Raw genomic sequence first — 21369 nt, forward strand, 5'->3', positions numbered from 1 at the left:
CGCGGATCCTTCTGTTATATGTGCGCTACGCACGCGGGCTTGTCAGCCCCCCCCCCCCCCCCCCCCCCCCCCCCCCCCCCCCCCCCCCCCCCCCCCCCCCCCCCCCCCCCCCCCCCCCCCCCCCCAGGCCCGGCGGCTGAAGGGCCCGGCGGAGCTGGAGATCATCGCCTTCGAGCGGGGGCACTTCACCTCGTACTCCGCGTGCGGGATCCCGTACTGGATCGGCGGCCAGGTCGCCGAGCGAGACGACCTGATCGCCCGGACCCCCGAGGAGCACCGGGCCCGCCACATCGACCTGCGCACCCGGACCGAGGTCGTCGAACTCGACCTGGCCGGGAGCCGGGTACGGGCCCGCGACCTCGAATCCGGGGAGGAGTCCTGGACGGGCTACGACAAGCTGGTCCTGGCCACCGGTGCCCGGCCGGTCCGGCCCCGGCTGCCCGGGATCGGGGCGCACGGCGTGCACGGCGTGCAGACCCTCGACGACGGCCAGCGCCTGATGGACACCCTGGAGCGCACGCCGGGCCGCCGGGCCGTGGTCGTCGGGGCGGGCTACATCGGCGTCGAGATGGCGGAAGCCCTGGTCAACCGGGGTTACGAGGTCACCGTCCTGCACCGCGGCGCCCAGCCCATGGCCACCCTCGACCCGGACATGGGCGGCCTCGTGCACAGCGCCATGAACCGCATGGGCATCAGCACGGTCGCCGGCGCCGAGGTCGTGAAGGTCCTCACCGACGAGGAGGGCCGCGCCCGCGCGGTGGCCACCGCGGCCGGCGACGAGTACCCGGCGGACGTGGTGGTCCTCGGCATCGGCGTCGAACCGCGCACCGCCCTCGCCCGGGCGGCCGGACTGCCGCTCGGTACCTCGGGCGGCCTGCTGACGGACCTGTCGATGCGGGTCCGCGGCCACGGCAACGTCTGGGCCGGCGGCGACTGCGTGGAGGTGCTGGACCTGGTGGCCGGCCGCCACCGGCACATCCCGCTGGGCACCCACGCCAACAAGCACGGCCAGGTGATCGGCTCCGGTATCGGCGGCGGCTACGCCACGTTCCCGGGGGTGGTCGGCACGGCGGTGAGCAAGGTCTGCGACCTGGAGATCGCCCGTACGGGGCTGCGGGAGCGGGACGCGCTCGAAGTCGGCCTGCGCTTCGTGACGGCGACCATCAGCTCCACGACCACCGCGGGCTACTACCCGACGGCCGCCGACATGACGGTCAAGATGCTGGCCGAGCGGCGGACGGGCCGGCTGCTGGGGGTGCAGATCGTGGGCGGTGCGGGATCCGCGAAGCGGGTGGACGTCGCGGCGGTCGCCCTCACCGCGGGCATGACGGTGGAGCAGGTCGTCGCCCTGGACCTGGGCTACGCCCCGCCGTTCTCCCCGGTCTGGGACCCCGTCCTGGTGGCCGCGCGCAAGGCCGTCTCCGCCGTGCGCGCCGCGGGGGTGTAGGCCCCGGCCCCGGTCCCGCTGCGGCTGCCGCTGCGCGGAGCCGTTCCCCACCCCGCCCCTTTCCGAAACTGTGGGCTCCGCCCCCCAGACCCCCGCGCCTCAAACGCCGGCGAGGCTGGAATTGCCGCGCAGCCGGCACAATCCAGCCCGCGCGGCGTTTGAGCGCACCGGGCGCGAAGCGCCCGGAAGGGGGCCCGGGGCGGAGCGGGACTGGGGATCGGCTCCGCGCAGCGCCGGCAGCCAGCCCGAGGCCCGCGCCCCGCGGCGCCGGCTAGCGCTGGGTCTTCGTGTGGACGTAGTCCACCAGGCGGGTCAGGGCCTCCGGGTCGGTGGTCGGCAGGACCCCGTGACCCAGGTTGAAGACGTGGCCCTCCAGCCCGGCGGCGGCCGCCAGGACCTCGTCCGTCTTGGCCTCGACGGCCTCGGTGGTGGAGAACAGCACGGCGGGGTCGAGGTTGCCCTGCAGCGCCTTGCCGGGCCCGACGCGGCGGGCCGCCTCGTCCAGCGGGATGCGCCAGTCGACGCCGACGACGTCCGCGCCGGCCTCGCCCATCAGGCCGAGCAGCTCGCCGGTGCCCACGCCGAAGTGGATCCGCGGGATCCCGTAGGAGGCGACGGAGTCGAAGACCTTCGCCGAGGCCGGCATCACCGAACGGCGGTAGTCCGCCGGGGCGAGGGCGCCGACCCAGGAGTCGAAGAGCTGGACCGCCGAGGCGCCGGCCTCGATCTGGACCTTCAGGAAGGCGGAGGTGATCTCGGCCAGGCGGTCGAGGAGGTCCGCCCACAGCTGCGGGTCCCCGTACATGAGGGCCTTGGTGTGCTCGTGGTTGCGGGACGGGCCGCCCTCGACGAGGTAGCTCGCGAGGGTGAAAGGCGCACCGGCGAAACCGATCAACGGCGTGGAGCCCAGTTCACCCGTGAGCATGCCGATCGCCTCGGTGACGTACGAGACGTCGTCCGGGGTGAGGTCGCGCAGCTGTGCGAGGTCCTCGCGGCGTCGGATCGGCTGGGCGACGACCGGGCCGATGCCCGGCTTGATGTCCAGGTCGATGCCGATGGCCTTGAGGGGCACGACGATGTCGGAGAAGAAGATCGCCGCGTCGACGTTGTGGCGGCGCACCGGCTGCAGGGTGATCTCGGTGACCAGGTCGGGGCGCATGCACGACTCGAGCATCGCGGTGCCCTCGCGCACCTTGCGGTACTCCGGCAGGGAGCGGCCGGCCTGACGCATGAACCACACCGGGGTGTGGGGTACCGGCTCACGGCGGCACGCCTTCAGGAAGGCGGAATCGTACGTCTGACTCGGCTGGCCCGTCGGGCGGTCGTTGGCGCTCACGCCGCAAATCTTCGCACGTACGGCGAAGAGGCCCACCCGGCGCGGGTGTCCCTGCACCGCGCGGGCCCTCGTTCCGCCTAGTCTTCCGGGCATGGCTGCGGCTCAGGGACGATTTTCAGATGGCGCCGATGGTATGGACAGCGGGAAGGAGAGCTCCGTCCCGCTCCCGTTCCGGCGGGCGGTCGAGGGACTGACGAAGGCGCGGCTGCGGCCGGGGATCGAGATCGACCCCGCGAGACCGCCGCAGAGGCTGGCCCCGTACGCCCACGCCCTGGAGGCCGCCGTCGTCGAGGGCGAGGACGACCTGGCCGACGGCCGGCTGATCCTGCTGCACGACCCGGCCGGGCACGAGGCCTGGCGCGGGACCTTCCGCCTCGTGACGCTGGTCCGGGCGGAGCTGGAGCCGGAGATGGCCGCGGACCCGCTGCTGCCGGAGGTGTGCTGGTCCTGGCTGACCGGGGCGCTGGAGGCGCGCGGCCTGTCGTACGGGGAGGCGAGCGGCACCGTGACGATGGCCGGCTCGCACTACTTCGGCGGGCTGGCGGGGCGGCGGCCGGCCACGCAGATCGAGATCCGGGCCTCGTGGACGCCGCGCGAGGGCGTGGGCGGGGTGCCGGACACGTCCGGCCACCTGGCGGCGTGGTGCGAGCTGCTGTGCCAGGTGGCGGGGCTGCCGCCGCTCGGCCCGGGGGAGTCGGGGCCCGGGGTGGTCTCGCTGCCGCAGCGGCGCGGCCCGCACCACCCGTAGCGGTGGGCCGTCCCGTCGGCGGCCCGGGTCACCCCGGGGGGTGCGGTACGGGGTCCGTCCGGCGGCCGGCCGGGCGCCGTCCGTGGAACGGCTGATCGAAATGCTGCCGGGGAGGGCCGGAACACGGCGCAGCGTGTGGGCTTCTGATCACCCGATGATCGATCGTGCGTCCGAATTGCCCGAATTGTTACTCACCAAATCGTGATCATTCCCTAAAGCCGGGCGGGTGACGTGCCGAAGGAGGAGTCAGTGACCATCCGCACGGTTCGCACCGGCTTCTTCCCCGAGCCGGCCGTCCCGCCACTCCCCCAGGAGGCCTAGGTGTCCGTTCTTCTCGAGCAGCCCGCAAGCCTGGTCGCCTACCGCCCGAACAAGCCGACGGCCATGGTCGTCGTGGCCGACCCGCGCGTCCGCTCCACCGTGACCCGCCACCTGTGGGCCCTCGGAGTACGTGATGTCATCGAGGCGTCGTCCATCGCGGAGGCCCGCCCGCGCATCGGCAGCCCGCGCGACATCTGCGTCGCCGACGTGCACCTGCCGGACGGCTCAGGGCTGACCCTGCTGTCCGAGACCCGTGCGGCAGGCTGGCCGAACGGCCTGGCCCTGTCCGCCGCCGACGACATCGGCGCCGTCCGCAACGCCCTCGCGGGCGGGGTCAAGGGCTACGTCGTCACCGGCACCCGCACCAACATCGGGCTCCCCACCCGCCCCGGCGCCGCCCCCATCGGTGCCGCCGCCGCCCGCATGCACCGCCGCCCCCCGGGTGCCCCGAGCCACCCGGGCGGCTACCGCGAGCTCTCCGGCCGCGAGGTCGAGGTCCTGCGCCTCGTCGCCGAGGGCCAGTCCAACAAGGCCATCGGCGTCTCGATGGGCCTGTCCGCCCTGACCGTCAAGTCCCACCTCGCCCGGATCGCACGCAAGCTGGGCACCGGCGACCGGGCCGGAATGGTCGCCGTCGCCCTGCGGACCGGCATCATCCACTGACCCTCCCGCCCCCTGCCCCGACCGTCCCTCCCGCCCCTGCCTTTCCCCTTCCCACCCTGCCTCTCCCCTCCCCCTCCCCTGCCGTTCATCCGCTCCCGCCCTCCCCCTCGGCCCCCGCCGGCCTTCCTCCGGCGACCGCTTCCCCACGAATCGCCGGCACCGGGGTTTCCTCCGGGAGAACCCGGGGGAAACCGCCGCGCTCCCCCACCGCGCCCGTCGACGGAACGTTCCGGCGACGGGCGCGTCTCATCCACGGATACCCTTGAGCGGTGACCGACGCCCAAGAGACCGCAGCAGACCTGCGCACCACCACCGGGGGCGGCCCCCCGGACGACGTCGACAAGGCGCCGATTCCCTTGCTCGAACCCCGCGAGGGGATCCCCCCGGTGGTCGCCGCCGAGGACGCCCTCGCCCGGGTGGTCGCGGCCTTCGCCGCGGGCACCGGCCCCGTGGCGGTCGACGCCGAGCGCGCCTCCGGATACCGCTACGGCCAGCGCGCCTACCTGGTCCAGCTGCGCCGCGAGGGCGCGGGATCCGCGCTGATCGACCCCGTCGGCTGCCCCGATCTGTCCGCACTGGGCGAGGCCCTGTCCGGTACCGAGTGGATCCTGCACGCCGCCACCCAGGACCTGCCGTGCCTGCGCGAAATAGGCATGGTCCCGACCTCCCTGTTCGACACCGAGCTCGCCGGCCGGCTCGCCGGCTTCCCCCGGGTGGGGTTGGGCGCGATGGTCGAGAGCGTGCTCGGCTACGCGCTGGAGAAGGGGCACTCCGCCGTCGACTGGTCGACCCGCCCGCTCCCCGAGCCCTGGCTGCGCTACGCCGCGCTCGACGTCGAGCTGCTGGTGGACCTGCGCGACGCGCTGGAGAAGGAGCTGGACCGGCAGGGCAAGCTGGAGTGGGCCCGGCAGGAGTTCGACGCCATCGCCGCCGCCCCGCCCGCCCCGCCGCGCAAGGACCCCTGGCGCCGCACGTCCGGCATGCACAAGGTGCGCCGGCGCCGGCAGATGGCCGTCGTGCGCGAGCTGTGGGAGTCCCGCGACCGGATCGCACAGCGGCGGGACGTCTCGCCGGGCAAGGTGCTGAGCGACGCCGCGATCGTCGAGGCCGCGCTCTCCCTGCCGGGGAACGTGCACGCGCTGGCGGCCCTCACCGGGTACGGGCAGCGCATGGGCCGGCGCCAGCTGGAGCAGTGGATGGCCGCCGTCGACCGGGCCAAGGCCCTGCCGGAGAGCGCGCTGCCGCAGCCGGGGGCCAGCCCCGCGGGCCCACCGCCGCCGCGCGCGTGGGCCGACAAGGACCCGGCCGCCGCCGCCCGCCTGTCGGCCGCCCGATCGGCGGTGTCCGCACTCGCCGAGCGGCTCGTCCTGCCCCAGGAGAACCTGATCACCCCGGACACCGTCCGGCGGCTGTGCTGGGAGCCGCCCAGGCGGCTCGACCAGGACGCGGTGTCCGAGGCCCTGGCCGGCTACGGCGCCCGCCCCTGGCAGATCGAACAGGTGACCCCGGCCCTGGTCACCGCCCTGGCCGCCACCGCCTGACGCGCACCACCCCCGAAGGAGCCCCCGACCACCCCGGTCGGGGGCTCCTTCGCGTGCGCGGCCGGTCACGCCCGCTCTCCCCGACCGCCCGGCCATGACGTTCCGTTACACAGTCAGGACGTTCCGACTCTTTTGAACACGCTCAAGACTCGCTAGGTTCTTGAACATGATCAAAAACGAGGACGCGAGGCAGGACGAGCACACGACCGGCGCGACGGGCGCGACGGGCGCGACGGGCGCCTACGACGCATGGGTCCGCCATTTCGAAGCCGAGCGGGAGCGCCGGGCCGCCCTCGGCGACCCGGACTGGGCGCGCGGCGCGCGGCTGTCCCCGGCGCTGGTCCGCAGCATCCAGACGTTCCAGGTGGGCGAGGACGGTGACGGCGCGGCCCTGGTCTCGAAGGCGGACCGAGCGGGGGACCCGGCCTACGCGGCCGCGGCGCGGCTGTTCATCGCCGAGGAGCAGAACCACGCCCGACTGCTGGCCCTGCTGCTGTCGGCGGCGGGGACCGGGACCCTCGACGGGCACTGGAGCGACGCGGCGTTCGTCCGGGTGCGGCGCCTGCTGGGGCTGCGGGTCGAGCTGATGGTGCTGATGGTCGCGGAGGTCGTCGCCCTGCGGTACTACCGGGCCCTGCGCGACGGCTCCGCCGACCCGCTGACCTCCGAGGTGGCGGCCCGGATCCTGGCCGACGAGGAACGGCACGTGCCGTTCCACTGCCGCCGCCTGCACGAGGGCCTCGCCGGGCTCTCCCGGCCCGCCCGCAGGGCCGCGACCACGGGCTGGCGGGCCATGGTGGCGGCCGCGGCGCTGCTGGTGGCGGCCGATCACGGGGCCGCCCTGCGGGAGGTCGGGGTCTCGCGGCGCGCCTTCCTGGCGGACGTGGTGGGCTCGTCGGCGCCGATGGCCGCGACGATGTCGGACGGCCCGGCTCCGGCGGTCCCCGCCCGGGTCGCGGCCCGCGCCGCGGTGTGACCTTCGCCGCTGTTCGGGGAGGGGGTGTGCACATTGGTTACCCACAAGTAGCATGGGCCGGGTGAGCGGGCGCTCAGGTCGTGTACCGAGCATGCCCCCGCGCAGCAGTGCACACCCGCACCTGGAGGAGAGCCAACGTGCCTCGTACCGTCAGGGACGTCGTCTTCGTCGACGGCGTCCGCACCCCGTTCGGCAAGGCGGGCCCGAAGGGCATCTACCACGAGACCCGCGCCGACGACCTCGTCGTGAAGGCGATCCGGGAGCTGCTGCGCCGCAACCCGGACCTGGACGCCAAGAAGATCGACGAGGTGGCCATCGCCGCCACCACGCAGATCGGCGACCAGGGCCTCACCCTCGGCCGCACGGCCGGCATCCTCGCGGGCCTCCCGCAGTCCGTCCCGGGCTACTCCATCGACCGCATGTGCGCCGGTGCCCTGACCGCCGTCACCTCGGTCGCCGGCTCGGTCGCCTTCGGTGCGTACGACGTCGCCATCGCCGGCGGTGTCGAGCACATGGGCCGCCACCCGATGGGCGAGGGCGTCGACCCGAACCCGCGCTTCGTCTCCGAGAAGCTGGTCGACGAGTCCGCCCTGTTCATGGGCATGACCGCCGAGAACCTGCACGACCGGTACCCGACGATCACCAAGCTCCGCGCCGACCAGTACGCCGTGCGCTCGCAGGAGAAGGCCGCCAAGGCGTACGCCGACGGCAAGATCCAGCAGGACCTGGTCCCGATCTCGGTCCGCAACACCAACGAGGCGGTCGGCGAGACGGGCTGGGGCCTGGTCACCTCCGACGAGCCGATGCGCCCGGGCACCACGCTGGAGAACCTGGCGAACCTGAAGACCCCGTTCCGTACGCACGGCCGGGTCACCGCGGGCAACGCCGCCGGCCTCAACGACGGCGCCACCGCCGCGCTCATCGCGTCCGAGGACTTCGCCCGCGAGAACAACCTCCCGGTCAAGATGCGCCTCGTCTCCTACGCCTTCGCGGGCGTGGAGCCGGAGGTCATGGGTTACGGCCCGATCCCGGCCACCGAGAAGGCCCTGGCCCAGGCCGGTCTGTCCATCGAGGACATCGGCCTCTTCGAGGTCAACGAGGCCTTCGCGGTCCAGGTCCTCGCCTTCCTGGAGCACTACGGCATCGCCGACGACGACGCCCGCGTCAACCAGTACGGCGGCGCCATCGCGTTCGGCCACCCGCTGGCGTCCTCCGGTGTCCGCCTGATGACGCAGTTGGCCCGCCAGTTCGAGGAGCAGCCGCACGTCCGCTACGGCCTGACCACCATGTGCGTCGGCTTCGGCATGGGCGCCACGGTCATCTGGGAGAACCCGCACTTCGACACCGAGGGAGACTCCAAGTGAGCACCACCGCTGAGCTCCTGAAGGGCGCGGCCGAGCTGTTCCCGGGCGAGGTCGTCACCCAGGCGCACGTCCGCCACCTCGACCTGCCGTACGGCGCCGGGCGCTTCGCGCTCATCACGCTGGACAACGGCTTCGACCACACCAAGCCGACCACCTTCGGCCCGCAGTCGCTGGCGAACCTGAACGCCGCCATCGACCAGGTCGAGAAGGAGGCCGCCGAGGGCGCGATCACCGGCGTCGGCCTGACCGGCAAGCCGTTCATCTTCGCCGTCGGCGCCGACCTCAAGGGCGTCGAGCTGCTGAAGGCGCACGACGAGGCGCTGGCCATCGGCAAGGGCGGCCACGACGTCTTCAAGCGTCTGGCGGGCCTGGCCGTTCCGACCTTCGCGTACTACAACGGTGCGGCGATGGGCGGCGGCGTCGAGGCCGGTCTGCACTGCACCTACCGCACCGTCTCCAAGGCGCTGCCGGCGTTCTCCCTCCCCGAGGTTTTCCTGGGCCTGGTCCCGGGCTGGGGCGGCTGCACGATCCTGCCGAACCTGATCGGCGCGGAGAAGGCGGTCTCGGTGATCATCGAGAACTCGCTGAACCAGAACAAGCAGCTGCGGGGCAAGCAGGTCTTCGAGCTGGGCATCGCCGACGCCCTGTTCGAGGGCGCCGACTTCCTGGAGCAGTCCCTGTTGTGGACCGCCGAGGTCCTCAAGGGCGACGTCTCGGTCGAGCGCCCCGAGGTGGACCGCGGCGAGGCCTGGGACCAGGCCGTCGCCAAGGGCCGGGCCTTCGCCGACTCCAAGGTGCACGGCGCGGCCCCGGCCGCGTACCGGGCGCTCGACATTATCGAGGCGTCCAAGGACGGCGACCTGCAGAAGGGCTTCGACGCCGAGGACCAGGCCCTGGCCGACCTCATCATGGGCGGCGAGCTGCGCTCCGGCATCTACGCCTTCAACCTGGTGCAGAAGCGCGCCAAGCGCCCGGCCGGCGCCCCGGACAAGTCCCTGGCCCGCCCGGTCTCCAAGGTCGGCGTCGTGGGCGCGGGTCTGATGGCCTCGCAGCTGGCGCTGCTGTTCCTGCGCCGCCTGGAGGTGCCGGTGGTCCTCACCGACATCGACCAGGAGCGCGTCGACAAGGGTGTGGGCTACGTCCACGCCGAGATCGAGAAGCTGCTGGGCAAGGGCCGCATCAACCAGGACAAGGCCAACCGCCTCAAGGCGCTGGTGACCGGTGTCCTGGACAAGGCCGAGGGCTTCGCGGACGCGGACTTCATCATCGAGGCCGTGTTCGAGGAGATGTCCGTCAAGCAGAAGGTGTTCGCGGAGGTCGAGGCGGTCGCCCCGGCGCACGCGATCCTCGCCACCAACACCTCCTCGCTGTCGGTGTCGGAGATGGCCTCCAAGCTGCAGCACCCGGAGCGCGTGGTCGGCTTCCACTTCTTCAACCCGGTCGCGATCCTCCCGCTGCTGGAGATCGTCCGCGGTGAGAAGACCGACGACGCCTCGCTGGCCACCGCCTTCGGCGTCGCCAGGAAGCTGAAGAAGACCGCGGTCCTCACCAAGGACGCCCCGGCGTTCGTCGTGAACCGCATCCTGACCCGCTTCATGGGCGAGATCCAGAACGTCATCGACGAGGGCACCCCGGTCGTCACGGCGGAGAAGGCCATCGAGCCGCTCGGCCTGCCGATGTCCCCGCTGGTGCTGCTGGAGCTGGTCGGCCCGGCGATCGGCCTGCACGTCTCCGAGACCCTGAACCGTGCCTTCCCGGAGCGCTTCACGGTCTCCCCGAACCTCAAGCGCGTGGTCGAGGCGGGCAAGCGCGGCTTCTACGTCTACACCGCGGAGAACGGCTTCAAGCCGGAGCTCGACCCCGAGGTCGCCGCGCTCCTGGTGCAGGGCGACTCGGTCCTCACCGAGGAGCAGGTCCGCGACCGCGTCCTGGACGCGGTGGCGCAGGAGATCGGCCTGATGCTGGAGGAGGGTGTCGTGGCCGAGGCCCAGGACATCGACCTCTGCCTCATCACGGGCGCCGGCTGGCCCTTCCACCTGGGCGGCATCACGCCGTACCTGGACCGCGAGGGCATCTCGGAGCGCGTGAACGGCAAGAAGTTCCTCGCCCCGGGCCTGGCGAGCGTCCCGGCCTGAGGCCGGCGGCGCCTGCCTGACGGCGGCTGAGCACTGCGGACGCCCGTCCCCCACCCGGGGGGCGGGCGTCCGGCGGTTGCGGGGCCCGGCGGCTGCGGGGGCCCGGGCCGGGGCCGGCCGTCCGGGCTGGCAGAATACGGTCCATGGCGGACGGCACGAGACCCATCAGCCGCCGGACCCTGTTGTTCGGTGGCGGCGCGGCCGCGGCCGGGCTCGCCACGGGCGGCCTGACCTGGGCGCAGCGGCCCCGTACCGATGACGAGGGCGGGGACGGGGACCGGGAGGACGCCGCCGCTCCACCGCGGGTGGGCGATTTCGACCTGCGGACCGGTACGGAGCTGCTGGCCCCGGCGCCGCTGTTCAACACGACGGGCCCGCAGTCGTTCGCGTTCGACGACACGAACGGGCAGGTCTACACGCTCCAGCTGGTGCAGGACGGGATCCGGCTCGACGACGAGCAGGGGGCCGTGGCGTACGACGACCGCAAGTCGGCCGGCGACATGTGTCTGACCCGGCTGGACAGTGCGGGAAACACCCTCGGGCACATGTACCTGCGCGGCTTCGGCCACGGAATCTCCTTCGGCGTCGAGCCGACCGGGCAGCGTACGTACATGTGGCTGGAGGGCCGGGCCGATCCGGAGCACGGCTACGGCCGGACGGTGGTCCGCGTGCCGTTCAAGGACGGTGCGGTGCTGGACGGCTCCGACGACTCCGTACGGCATTTCGAGCCGGTTCCCGGCGCGACGGCCGTCTGCCCCGCGCTCGACCTGGCCGGCCAGCGGGTGCTGGTGAGCCACGAGGAGGAGGGCGTACACCGGTTCTCGGTGTACGGGATGGCGGATTTCCTGGCCGGACGCTTCACCCCGACACAAACGATCAAGGCGGGTGTGCAGGTCAAGGAAGAAGAGTGGTTCCAGGGCTGTGCACTGTACGGGGACTTCGTGTACGTGCTGACCGGGAATCCCTATACCGGGAAGAACGGGCGCAATCCGCGGAAGTCCGGCGGCAATACCTTTGTGTCCGCGATCGACGTGCGCACGGGCCAGGCGCAGGGCCGCCGCAAGGTGACCGTGGCCCCTGACCTGCCCTACCGCGAGCCCGAGGGAATGGCGGTGCGCCGCGTGGGTTCACAGGCGGGTTTGTGCGTCGGATTTTCCGTGAAGGCGAAGGACCGGCGCGAGTTGACGGTGTACCGCTTCACGGGCTGACTGCCCGCCGAAGGGACGGTTGTCACACATTTCCGTGACGGGGCCCGAAAACATTGGCCTGCGGTTCACGGCGCGTTCTAGAGCCGTCCATGAGGCTGCTTATACTACTGCGACACTTCACGCGACTCTTATACCTCCACGGGGGAGGCACCGCTCCATGCGCTCCAAGCGGCTGCGCGCCGCACTCGGCGTTGCGATCACCTCTGGGCTCATCCTCAGCTTCCTCGGGATGCTGGTCGCGGTGGCGTTCGTCTCCCTCCCCCTCTTCGCCGGCTGCGCGGCCCTCAGCTACGTCGCCGACCTGATGCTCCACAACACCGAGTCGCCGACCCTGGAGAAGCTGCGCGACTCGCGCTTCGGTCTGACCATGCGCTTCCTGATCCGGCAGTTCCTGCTGCTGGGCCTGTGCGGGGCCGTGGCCGACATCGAGTCGTTCGTGGCGCAGATGACCACCATCGGTCTGCTGCTGCTGTTCATCCTCCAGCTCGCGTACGGCGCCCTGCTCAAGCACGTCCGCAAGTCGCGCAACGAGCTGCCGTTCACCACGCGCGGGCTGGACCTGGAGGCCCTCGGCATCCGCCGCATGCCCCACCCGTTCCTGATGAACAAGCACGTCCGCAAGACCCTCCACCTGGACATCCCGCTGGTCGCCGGATCCCTGGCCACCATCGCGACGGACGACTGGCGCTGGGTCACGTACGGCATGATCAGCACGGTCTTCCTCGCCTACTTCTCCCTGCTGGTGCTGGTGCCCGACGCGCGCAACGCGCTCAAGCTGCCCACCACCGACGAGGCCATCGACGAGCTCAACCACCAGCTGGCCGAATACCGCCCCCAGGTCGCGCTGTACTTCACCTTCGCCGCCATCTCCAAAGACTTCATGTACCAGGTGAACATGTGGCTGGAGGCCCTGGAGGCGCTCGACCTGCGGCCCATCATCGTGCTGCGCGAGCGGGCCACCCTGCGCCACCTCGACGCGACCCCCGTGCCCGTCATCTGCGTTCCCAAAGCGGACAATCTCGCCCGTATCGAGATGAACGAGCTGCGTGTCGCCCTCTACCCGGGCAACGCGGGCAAGAACGTGCACATGCTCCAGCGCGCCGAGGTCAAGCACGTCTTCATCGGCCACGGCGACAGCGACAAGCTCGCCAGCAGCAACCGCGTCAGCAAGGTCTTCGACGAGATATGGGTGGCCGGCCGGGCCGGCCGCGACCGCTACGAGCGCATCAAGCACGCCGTCACCCCGCACCAGATCGTCGAGGTCGGCCGCCCCCAGCTGGCGCCGCTGCGCCCCTGGACCGGCAAGGTCGCGGGGAAGATCCCGACCGTCGTCTACGCCCCCACCTGGGAGGGCTGGACCGACGACGCCTGCTACACCTCGGTCATCCCGGCCGGTGAGAAGCTGATCGAGGCCCTGCTCGACGACGAGCGCGAGATCCGGATCATCTACAAGCCGCACCCGCTCACCGGCTCCCGGTCCTCCGAGGCCGCCGCCGCGCACCGCCGCGTCATCGCCCTGCTGGAGGAGGACAACGCCCGGCGCTTCGGCCGCAACCTCACCGACTCCAAGACCGCGGCCAAGAAGCTCGCCCGCATCGACCAGCGCATCGCGGACCTCTCCGAGCGCGGTGTCCGCTCCAAGTACCCCGACCTCACCGAGGAGGAGCGGACCGCGCGCATCCGGCGCTACCGCAACCAGGCCGGCTCCCTGTACTGGAGCGCCGTCCCCGACGCCGCGCACCACGTGGTGACCGAGCGGATCCCGGCCCTGTACGACTGCTTCAACCAGTCCGACCTGCTGATCGGCGACATGTCGAGCGTGGTCTCCGACTTCGTGGCGACCCGCAAGCCGTACGCGATCTTCAACCTGGAGGGCCTGCCCGACCAGGAGTTCCGCAACGAGCAGCGCACCGCCTACGCCTCGTACCTGCTCGACGGCGACTGCAACGGCCTGGCCGAGGCCCTCGACGCCACGCTGAACCCGAGCCAGGACGTCATGGCGCCCTACCGCGAGCAGCTCAAGGACTACCTGCTCGGCCCGGAGTACCCGCCGTCGATCGTCCGCTTCAACGCGGCCACCAACGACCTCTACCGGCGGGGACTGCAGGACTTCCCCATCGAGTACCCGGAGCCGGAGGAGGCACCGTACCCGGTCTAGCCGGCTCCGCCCCGCAGCACCAACCCCCGTAGCACCACCCCCCGCACCACCCCCTCAGCAGCACCCCCGCACCACCCCCACCCACGCGCCCCCACCGCGTCCGCACCGCCACGCCGCACCACAGCTCAGGAAGTAGGAGACCGTGTCCTCCAGACCTGTCCCCCACCGCACCATCGCCGTCGTACTCGCAGGGGGCACCGGCCAGCGCATCGGGCTCGAGATCCCCAAGCAGCTGCTCAAGATCGCCGGAAAGTCGATCCTGGAGCACACCCTCCACATCTTCGAGAACGCGCCGGACGTCGACGAGGTCATCCTCCTCATGACGCCCGCGTACCTGGAGGACGCCCGCCGCATCGTCGAGAAGGCCCGCCTGCACAAGGTGACGGACGTCCTCGGCGGCGGCAACACCCGCAGCGAGACCACCCTGATCGCCATCCGGGCGGCCACGGAGCGGCTCGGCGAGGGCGAGGACTGCAACCTCCTCTTCCACGACGCGGTGCGCCCGCTGCTCTCCCAGCGCGTGGTGCGCGAGTGCGTCGAGTCCCTGGAGCGCTACCAGGCCGTCGACGTCGCCATCCCGTCCTCCGACACCGTCATCGTGACGCGGACCCACGGCGACGACGGCGAGTTCATCACCGAGGTCCCCGACCGCTCCCGGCTGCGCCGCGGCCAGACCCCGCAGGGCTTCAGGCTCTCCACGATCCGCGCCGCGTACGAGCGGGCGGTCGCCGACCCGTTCTTCCAGGCGACCGACGACTGCTCGGTGGTCGTGAAGTACCTGCCGGACGTCCCCGTCCACGTGGTCACCGGCGACGACTACAACATGAAGGTCACCCAGCCGGTCGACGTCTTCATCGCCGACAAGCTGTTCCAGCTCGCCTCCCACGCCGCACCCGCCCAGGCCGGCGAGGCCGCCTACCGCGAGCAGCTGGCCGGCAAGACGATGGTGGTCTTCGGCGGCTCGTACGGCATCGGCGCCGACATCAGCCGGATCGCCGAGGGCTTCGGCGCCCGCGTCTTCGCGCTCGGCCGCTCCACCACCGGTACGCACGTGGAGAACCTCGACCACGTCGAGGAGGCCCTCGCCCGGGCCTACGCCGAGACCGGCCGGATCGACTACGTCGTCAACACCGCCGGCGTGCTGCGCGTCGGCCGCCTCGCCGAGACCGACAACGAGACCGTCCGCGAGGCGCTCGAGGTCAACTACCTGGCCCCGGTGAACATCGCCCGCGCCTCCTACAAGTACCTCAGTGAGACCGAGGGCCAGCTGCTGCTGTTCACCTCCAGCAGCTACACCCGCGGCCGCGCCGAGTACAGCCTGTACTCCTCGACCAAGGCCGCCATGGTCAACCTGACCCAGGCCCTCGCCGACGAGTGGGCCGAGGACGGCATCCGCGTGAACTGCGTGAACCCGGAGCGCACCGCCACCCCGATGCGCACCAAGGCATTCGGCCGGGAGCCCCAGGACTCGCTGCTGACCTCCGAGTCGGTGGCCCTGACCTCCCTGGACGTGCTGGTCTCCGAGATGACCGGCCACGTGATCGACGTCCGCAAGCAGGACCCGACGTCGTCCCCGGCGCAGCGCTCCGGCTTCGAGGCGGCGCTCGCGTCCGTCCTCATCCGTACGTCGGAGGACCAGGGGGTCTAGGCGTGTCGTACGCATCCGTCCCGCAGCAGGGCCGCCGCCCGCGGATCTACGTGGCCGGCGGTTCCAGCGCGGTCAGCCGCCCGTACAGCTTCCTGCCGATGGCGGGCTGGACGCAGGCGCTGCCGCTGTTCCTCACCGACGCGGTGGAGGTGGTCAACTGCGCCCGCGCGCGGGCCAGCTCCAAGAGCTTCCGCGAGCGCGGCCGACTCCAGTGGATCCTGGAGGACATGGCCCCGGGCGACTACCTGCTGTTCGGCTTCGGCCAGAACGACATCAAGCCGGACCCGGGCCTGCACACCGAGCCGTTCTCCACCTTCATGGAGCAGATGGCCGCGTACGTGCACGGCACCCGGGAGCGGCAGGGCCACCCGGTGATCCTGCTGCCGTACGAGCGGCGGCGGATCGACCGGCACGGCAACGTCGCCCGCTTCCTCGGCGACTACCCGGTCGCGGCCCGACAGCTGGCCGAGGACGAGCACGTACCGGTCGTCGACCTGTACGGGCAGAGCCTGCTGTGGTGGGAGGAACTCGGCTCGGAGGCGTCCAAGCCCGCCTTCGTGTACCTGCGGCGCGGCGAGCCCCTGCAGAAGCACATCCTGGACGGGGACAACGTGCACACGCGGGCCGAGGGCGCGATCGAGTGCGCCCGGTTCATCGCCCGCAGCATGCTGGAGCAGGGCGTCATCCCGGCCCACTGGGGCCGGGACCTGGACCGGGTGCGCTTCGACTACGACGAGATGGGCTGGCTGGACGAGGAGACCTTCCGGCACCGCACCACGTCCCGCGTCTCCACGTTCCCCGGCACTTGAGGAGTGCGTACGTGAACAACCTCCTGTGCCGGGGCCGGGCCCTCGGCGAGACCCCCGACGGGGGCGCCGTGTACGCCGCCCTGTACTCGTCGGTCGACCCGCGCCGCGGCGTCGCACCCGGCGAGACGGTGCAGCTCGGCCTGTCCGTGGCCCCCGACCAGGGCGCCCCGCGGGGCTGCGGCTACCTGCTGCAGGCCCCGCTGACCGAGTCCGCCGACGTCGTCGGCCTCCAGGGCCTGGAGTACTTCCCGCGGCAGGGCTGGTTCCGGGTCCGCGCCGACTCCGGCGAGACCGGCACCGGCATCCTGCACCTGCGCGTCCGCGACACGGCCACGGCACCGCGGATCCGGCCGCAGATGCTGGTGGCCGTCCCCGACGCGAGCGGCCGCAAGCTCATCCGGACCGCCAAACTGGACGCCGAGGCGCTGCCGGTCCGCCGGGCGACCGCCCGCGGCCTGCGCCTCACCGCCGAGCCGGGCCGCACCGGTTCGGTGAACGTGCTGTCCGCGTGCCCGGCGGGCAGCACCGCGGTGGCGGTGACCGCGCCGCGCCACGGCGACGCGCAGCTGTCGTACGACGGCTGGGTGACGTACGAACCGGCGCCCGGCTTCACCGGGTACGACCGGTTCGCGTACACGGTGGGCACCCCGTCCGGGGAACAGCTGACCTCCCACGTGAACGTCTTCGTGGGGTCCCTGGAGTTCGCCCCGGGTGCCTTCCCCGCGCAGACCACCGACGTCGCCTTCCGGCCCTGGCAGTGGCCGGAGCTGACCGGTGAGATGCCCTGGCCCCGCCCCGACCGCGCCGACCACCCCGCGTCCGCGTCCCCGTTCCCGTCCGACCGCCCGAGGAACCCCGCAGCATGAACACCGCCGTCGCGCTCCCCGCCGACATCAAGGACGTGTCCGTCGCGGTCCGGGCCAGCAACCAGGCCCGGGCGCTCGAAGCCTGCCTGTCCTCGCTCCTCGACCAGACCATCGGCACGGACCGACTGGAGATCATCGGCGTCGACGACGGGTCGACGGACGAGAGCGGCTCCGTCCTGGCCCGGGCGGCGCACCAGTACCCCTCGTTCGTCCGCATCGGTCAGGTCTCGCACGGGCTGAGCCCGGCCGCGGCCCGCAACTGGGCGCTGAGCCAGGTGCGCGGGCGGTACGTCATCTTCCTGGAGGCCACGGACCGGCTGGCGCCGGACGCGCTGCAGCGGATGGTGGCCGCGGCCGACGCCAACGAGGCCGACGTGGTGCTGGGCAAGCTGGAGAGCTCGGGCCGGCACACGGTCCCGACGGCGATGTTCCGCAAGAACCAGGCCCACACCGACGCCTACAGCTCGCGCGTCTACTGGTCGCTGACCCCGGACAAGCTGTTCCGCACCAGCCTGCTGCAGCGGCGCGGCCTGGTCTTCCCCACCGACGTGCCGATCGGCGACGAGCAGGTGTTCACCGCGGGCGCGTTCATGGGCGCGGACAACGTCTCCGTCGTCGGCGACGCGACCTGCGTGGTCAAGGGTCCCGAGCCCGCCCACCGGGCGACCCTGCCCGACCAGGTCGCGCTGGCCTCCCGGATGCTGGCCCTGGTCGCCGCGCAGCTGCCGGAGGGGCCGCGCCGGGACCGGCTCCAGGCCCGGCACCTGGAGGTGGAGCTGGGCCGGGCCACCGCGCAGGCGCTGCTGTCGACCGCCGACCCGGCGGAGCGGGACCAGACGCTGTGGGCCGCGGCCGAGGTGCTGCGCGCCCAGGCCGCCCCGGGGGCGCTGGCGCTGCTGCCGCGCATGGTCGCCGTACGGTTCGCGCTGCTCGCGCAGGGCCGGTTCGCGGAGGCGCAGCAGATCGCCGCCTTCGAGGCGGACAAGGACCGGCCGGTCGTCCGCAAGACGGTGGAGAACGGGCGGGTGTTCACCACCCTGCCGTTCTTCCGGGACCCGCAGGTCGGGCTGCCCGACGAGCTCTTCGACATCACCGGTGACATGACGGTCTCCCAGCAGTTGCAGAAGGCCCGCTGGGACGGCCCGATGCTGCTGCTGGACGGGTACGCCTTCTTCGAGCAGCTGTCGACGAAGGAGCGCGCGACCCGGGTGGTGCTGCGGGAGCGGACCAGCGGCGCCCAGGAGACCCACGCGGTGACGGCCCGCCGGGACGACACCCTGGTCAACGCCAAGGGCAAGACCCGGGCGATGGGCCGGTTCTCGGCGCGGGTCAACCTGGCGCAGACCTCCAGCGGCTGGCCGCTGCCGCCGGGCACCTGGGACCTGTACCTGTCGGTCAGCTTCGAGGGCGTGACCCAGGAGGTGCGGCTCGGCACGCGCCGGGCGGCCGACCTCGACACCACGGCCCGGATGCCGGTGCGGATCTCGGACGCGCCGGGCGCGCAGGGGATGGAGCTGGCGGCGACCCCGTACTACGCGGAGGACGGCGGACTGACCCTGGAGGTCGTGCAGCGGGCCCCGCTGCCGGGCCGGGTCTGAGCCCGCGCCGCCACCCGGCGGGACGGCCGCGACCAGGACGGCCGTCCTACCCTCCGGCCGTCCGGCTCCCGGGCCGTCCGGGTCAGGCGAGGAACTCCCAGGGGCCGAACGCCAGCCCCTGGACGTCCGTGTCCTGCCGGGCGCACATGGGCGTGCCGCTCTCGTCGAACGCGGCGACCACGACCCGGCCGGCCGCGTCCACGTCCACCTGCGGGGCGTACGCGCCGCGGCCGCCGATGGACGCCCACCAGGTGCCGTAGCCCTCGTTCTCGGTGACGTACGCGGTGACCTCGACGTCGCCCTCGGCCCCGATCTGCGCGAGCACCGTGCAGTCGTAGCCGCCGAGGACGGCCCGGACGACGCCGGGCGCGCCGCTGCCGCCCGCGCCGCCGAGACCCATCAGGCCGCCCTGGACGCCCTGGCGGGCGGCCCGCCAGGCGACCAGCGAGCCGTCACCCGGATAGCGCCAGAAGTACGTGGCCCGGCGCGCGCCCGTCTCCTGGACGACCGGAGTGCCGGGGACGACGGGCGTCGGGATGCGGTCGGCGAGGCCGAAGCGGCCCTGGCCGACGCCGGTCCAGCGGTCGGGGCCGGACGGGCCGACGGCGAGCACCTCCAGCACTCCCCCGGTCGGCATGAGCGGCACCACGTCGCCCGGATAGGGCTGCGCGGACACCTGCTTCCAGGAGCCCCACGCCCCCTCGGCGTTGCGGCTGCGCCGCAGGATGCCCGAGTGGCGCAGGGAGACGATGACGTGGGTGGAGCCGGAGCGCTGGTTGACGGCGATGCGCGGCGGGCCGGTCAGCCGGTCGCCCTCCGGGCCCCCGCGCAGGGCCGGGGTGCCGAGGCTGTGCCAGTCGACCATGCCGCGGCCGGGCTGGAACTGGGTGGAGACGATGACCTCGGGCAGACCCGAGCCGTCCTCGGCGGCCCGCAGGGCGGCGAAGTGGACGTACCCCTCGCTGGTCCGGGCCATGGCGGCGGTTCCCAGCCAGCCCGGGACCTCGAAGGCGTCGGGGCCGGTCCAGCCGGTGAAGGGGGCGGCCGCCTCGGTCCAGCGCAGCAGGCCGCCCGGGGTGCAGGCGTACGCCGTCAGACGGCCGTCGCCGCCCTTGAAGAGCCAGGGTCCGGCCGGCGGGGTGGACGGGTGTGCACCCGGTCCGCCGGTACGGGTGTCCTGCGCCCCGCGAGCCGAAGAGGCGGCTCGGCTACCGTCTTTGCCGCGGAACACGCCGCATTCCACCCTTCTGCCCGATATGTTCACACCCGAGGGGCAGGGCTCTTCACCCGAAAGAACCAGCCACTCGAAAGGGTGTCTTATGATGCACCCCATCGATAATAGAAGGGCACTCCCTCCATGACCGACCGCCCCTCGGCCACCCCTCCCTCCACCCGGCGCAGGCCGCGGCGCGGCGGACGGCGCGTCCTGCGGATCGCGCTGCTCGTGGTGGCGGTGCTCGTCCTCGCGGCCGGCGGCGCGGGCTGGTGGGCGTACAGCCACCTCAACGGCAACATCGACAGCGTCGACCTGGACCAGGCCATCGGCGACAACCGCCCGAAGAAGGTCGTCCCCGGCGCGCAGAACATCCTGGTCCTCGGCTCGGACTCGCGCGACGGCGCCAACGGCGAACTCGACCACGGCGACGTCAGCGGCGCCCGCTCGGACACCGCGATGCTGGTCCACCTGCCGGAGGGCCGGTCCCGGGCCACCGCCGTGAGCATCCCCCGCGACACCCTCATATCCCGGCCCGAGTGCAAGGGCGACGGCAAGACCGTCCCGGCCGCCGACCGGGTCATGTTCAACTCCGTCTACACGCTGGCCGGGCCGGCCTGCGTGGTCAAGACCGTCGAGCAGCTGTCCGGGATCCGCGTGGACCACTTCGTCGAGGTCGACTTCGCCGGCTTCAAGGGCCTGGTCGACGCGCTCGGCGGGGTGACCGTCACCCTGGACAAGCCGATGACCGGCGCGAAGGGCGGCCTGAAGCTGGACGCCGGCACGCACCGGCTGAACGGCACCGACTCCCTCCGGTTCGTCCGCACCCGCTACGGCTACGGCGACGGCAGCGACCTCGGGCGCATAGGCCTCCAGCAGCAGTTCATGATGGCGATGCTCTCGGAGATCAAGAAGCAGGACGCCCTCGGCAACCCGGCGCGGCTCTACAAGCTCGCGGACGCCGGCACCAAGTCGCTCACCACCGACTCCGAACTCGCCTCCCTCACCGCGCTCGCCGCCTTCGCGCAGAGCATGAAGGGCGTGGACCCGGACACCATGGAGACCATCATGCTCCCAGTGGCCTACGACAAGATCGACCCCAACCGCGTCATCGTCGCGCAGCCGCAGGCCGGCCAGCTGTGGGAGGCCCTGCGCACCGACCAGAAGATCCCGGCGGAGGCGAAGAAGTCACCCGCCACGGCCAAGGGCTGAGCCCGGGCACCCACCGCACCGCCAGGGCGCCGGGGGGGGGGGGGGGGGGGGGGGGGGGGGGGGGGGGGGGGGGGGGGGGGGGGGGGGGGGGGGGGGGGGGGGGGGGTGGGGGGGGGGGGGGGGGGG

The 21369-nt window shown here is 72.6% G+C and carries 15 protein-coding genes and 1 pseudogene; 14 read left to right on the forward strand and 2 right to left on the reverse strand.

The annotated features are described in order from the left end of the window. Window positions 1-124 precede the first annotated feature (124 nt). Window positions 125-1447: pseudogene (locus tag ACZ4VL_RS36945) on the forward strand (FAD-dependent oxidoreductase); the annotation flags it as partial. Between the two features lie 271 nt (window positions 1448-1718). Here the strand turns inward: ACZ4VL_RS36945 and hemE are convergent. Beyond that, on the reverse strand, window positions 1719-2783 hold the full coding sequence (gene hemE, locus ACZ4VL_RS36950; RefSeq protein WP_468209249.1) for a uroporphyrinogen decarboxylase: 1065 nt from the start codon (window positions 2781-2783) through the stop codon (window positions 1719-1721). Window positions 2784-2874: 91 nt separating this feature from the next. On the opposite strand from hemE, the gene ACZ4VL_RS36955 reads away from it, so the two are divergent. The 12 genes from ACZ4VL_RS36955 to ACZ4VL_RS37010 all read left to right on the forward strand — a co-directional run bounded on the left by ACZ4VL_RS36955 (window position 2875) and on the right by ACZ4VL_RS37010 (window position 18818). Further along, window positions 2875-3531, forward strand: coding sequence for a DUF3000 domain-containing protein (locus tag ACZ4VL_RS36955; RefSeq protein WP_468209251.1), 657 nt, complete (start codon window positions 2875-2877; stop codon window positions 3529-3531). 321 nt (window positions 3532-3852) lie between these two features. Then, the gene (locus ACZ4VL_RS36960) at window positions 3853-4515 is read left to right on the forward strand and encodes a response regulator transcription factor (RefSeq protein WP_179175361.1); all 663 of its coding nucleotides are present in this window, start codon (window positions 3853-3855) and stop codon (window positions 4513-4515) included. A gap of 269 nt (window positions 4516-4784) precedes the next feature. Further along, the gene (locus tag ACZ4VL_RS36965; RefSeq protein WP_468209254.1) at window positions 4785-6056 is read left to right on the forward strand and encodes an HRDC domain-containing protein; all 1272 of its coding nucleotides are present in this window, start codon (window positions 4785-4787) and stop codon (window positions 6054-6056) included. Between the two features lie 166 nt (window positions 6057-6222). Beyond that, on the forward strand, window positions 6223-7032 hold the full coding sequence (locus ACZ4VL_RS36970) for a hypothetical protein (RefSeq protein WP_468209256.1): 810 nt from the start codon (window positions 6223-6225) through the stop codon (window positions 7030-7032). A gap of 137 nt (window positions 7033-7169) precedes the next feature. After that, window positions 7170-8396 (forward strand): thiolase family protein, encoded by a 1227-nt coding sequence (locus tag ACZ4VL_RS36975; RefSeq protein ID WP_468209259.1) that lies wholly within the window; start codon window positions 7170-7172, stop codon window positions 8394-8396. After that, window positions 8393-10531 carry a 3-hydroxyacyl-CoA dehydrogenase NAD-binding domain-containing protein gene (locus ACZ4VL_RS36980; protein WP_468209262.1) on the forward strand — a complete coding sequence of 713 codons (2139 nt, stop codon included), beginning with the start codon at window positions 8393-8395 and terminating at the stop codon, window positions 10529-10531. The genes ACZ4VL_RS36975 and ACZ4VL_RS36980 overlap by 4 nt, the downstream gene beginning before the upstream one ends. Before the next feature lie 143 nt (window positions 10532-10674). After that, window positions 10675-11739: a phage baseplate protein gene (locus ACZ4VL_RS36985; RefSeq protein ID WP_468209264.1), complete on the forward strand. Its 1065-nt coding sequence runs from the start codon at window positions 10675-10677 to the stop codon at window positions 11737-11739. 157 nt (window positions 11740-11896) lie between these two features. After that, window positions 11897-13897 carry a hypothetical protein gene (locus ACZ4VL_RS36990; protein ID WP_468209267.1) on the forward strand — a complete coding sequence of 667 codons (2001 nt, stop codon included), beginning with the start codon at window positions 11897-11899 and terminating at the stop codon, window positions 13895-13897. 142 nt (window positions 13898-14039) lie between these two features. Next, a complete protein-coding gene (locus ACZ4VL_RS36995; protein WP_468209270.1) occupies window positions 14040-15545 on the forward strand; it encodes an SDR family NAD(P)-dependent oxidoreductase in 1506 nt (501 codons plus the stop codon). A gap of 2 nt (window positions 15546-15547) precedes the next feature. Further along, entirely contained in the window at window positions 15548-16354 is an 807-nt protein-coding gene (locus ACZ4VL_RS37000; RefSeq protein ID WP_468209273.1) for a rhamnogalacturonan acetylesterase, read from the forward strand. A gap of 11 nt (window positions 16355-16365) precedes the next feature. After that, the gene (locus ACZ4VL_RS37005) at window positions 16366-17220 is read left to right on the forward strand and encodes an Ig-like domain-containing protein (RefSeq protein WP_468209276.1); all 855 of its coding nucleotides are present in this window, start codon (window positions 16366-16368) and stop codon (window positions 17218-17220) included. Continuing rightward, the gene (locus tag ACZ4VL_RS37010) at window positions 17217-18818 is read left to right on the forward strand and encodes a glycosyltransferase family 2 protein (protein WP_468209279.1); all 1602 of its coding nucleotides are present in this window, start codon (window positions 17217-17219) and stop codon (window positions 18816-18818) included. The genes ACZ4VL_RS37005 and ACZ4VL_RS37010 overlap by 4 nt, the downstream gene beginning before the upstream one ends. An 82-nt stretch (window positions 18819-18900) precedes the next feature. Here ACZ4VL_RS37010 and ACZ4VL_RS37015 read toward each other — a convergent pair whose 3' ends face one another. Then, a complete protein-coding gene (locus ACZ4VL_RS37015; RefSeq protein WP_468209282.1) occupies window positions 18901-20049 on the reverse strand; it encodes a hypothetical protein in 1149 nt (382 codons plus the stop codon). A 126-nt stretch (window positions 20050-20175) separates the two neighbouring features. Here ACZ4VL_RS37015 and ACZ4VL_RS37020 point away from each other — a divergent pair, with 126 nt between their 5' ends. Further along, on the forward strand, window positions 20176-21243 hold the full coding sequence (locus ACZ4VL_RS37020) for an LCP family protein (protein WP_468209285.1): 1068 nt from the start codon (window positions 20176-20178) through the stop codon (window positions 21241-21243). Window positions 21244-21369 lie beyond the last annotated feature (126 nt).

The organism is Streptomyces sp. NPDC029014 (assembly GCF_055564695.1).

Coding starts and splice junctions, on each gene's coding strand:
- ACZ4VL_RS36955 (WP_468209251.1), top strand. CDS start 2,875: ATGGCTGCGGCTCAGGGACGATTTTCAGATGGCGCCGATGGTATGGAC.
- ACZ4VL_RS36970 (WP_468209256.1), top strand. CDS start 6,223: ATGATCAAAAACGAGGACGCGAGGCAGGACGAGCACACGACCGGCGCG.
- ACZ4VL_RS36985 (WP_468209264.1), top strand. CDS start 10,675: ATGGCGGACGGCACGAGACCCATCAGCCGCCGGACCCTGTTGTTCGGT.
- ACZ4VL_RS36990 (WP_468209267.1), top strand. CDS start 11,897: ATGCGCTCCAAGCGGCTGCGCGCCGCACTCGGCGTTGCGATCACCTCT.
- ACZ4VL_RS37010 (WP_468209279.1), top strand. CDS start 17,217: ATGAACACCGCCGTCGCGCTCCCCGCCGACATCAAGGACGTGTCCGTC.
- ACZ4VL_RS37020 (WP_468209285.1), top strand. CDS start 20,176: ATGACCGACCGCCCCTCGGCCACCCCTCCCTCCACCCGGCGCAGGCCG.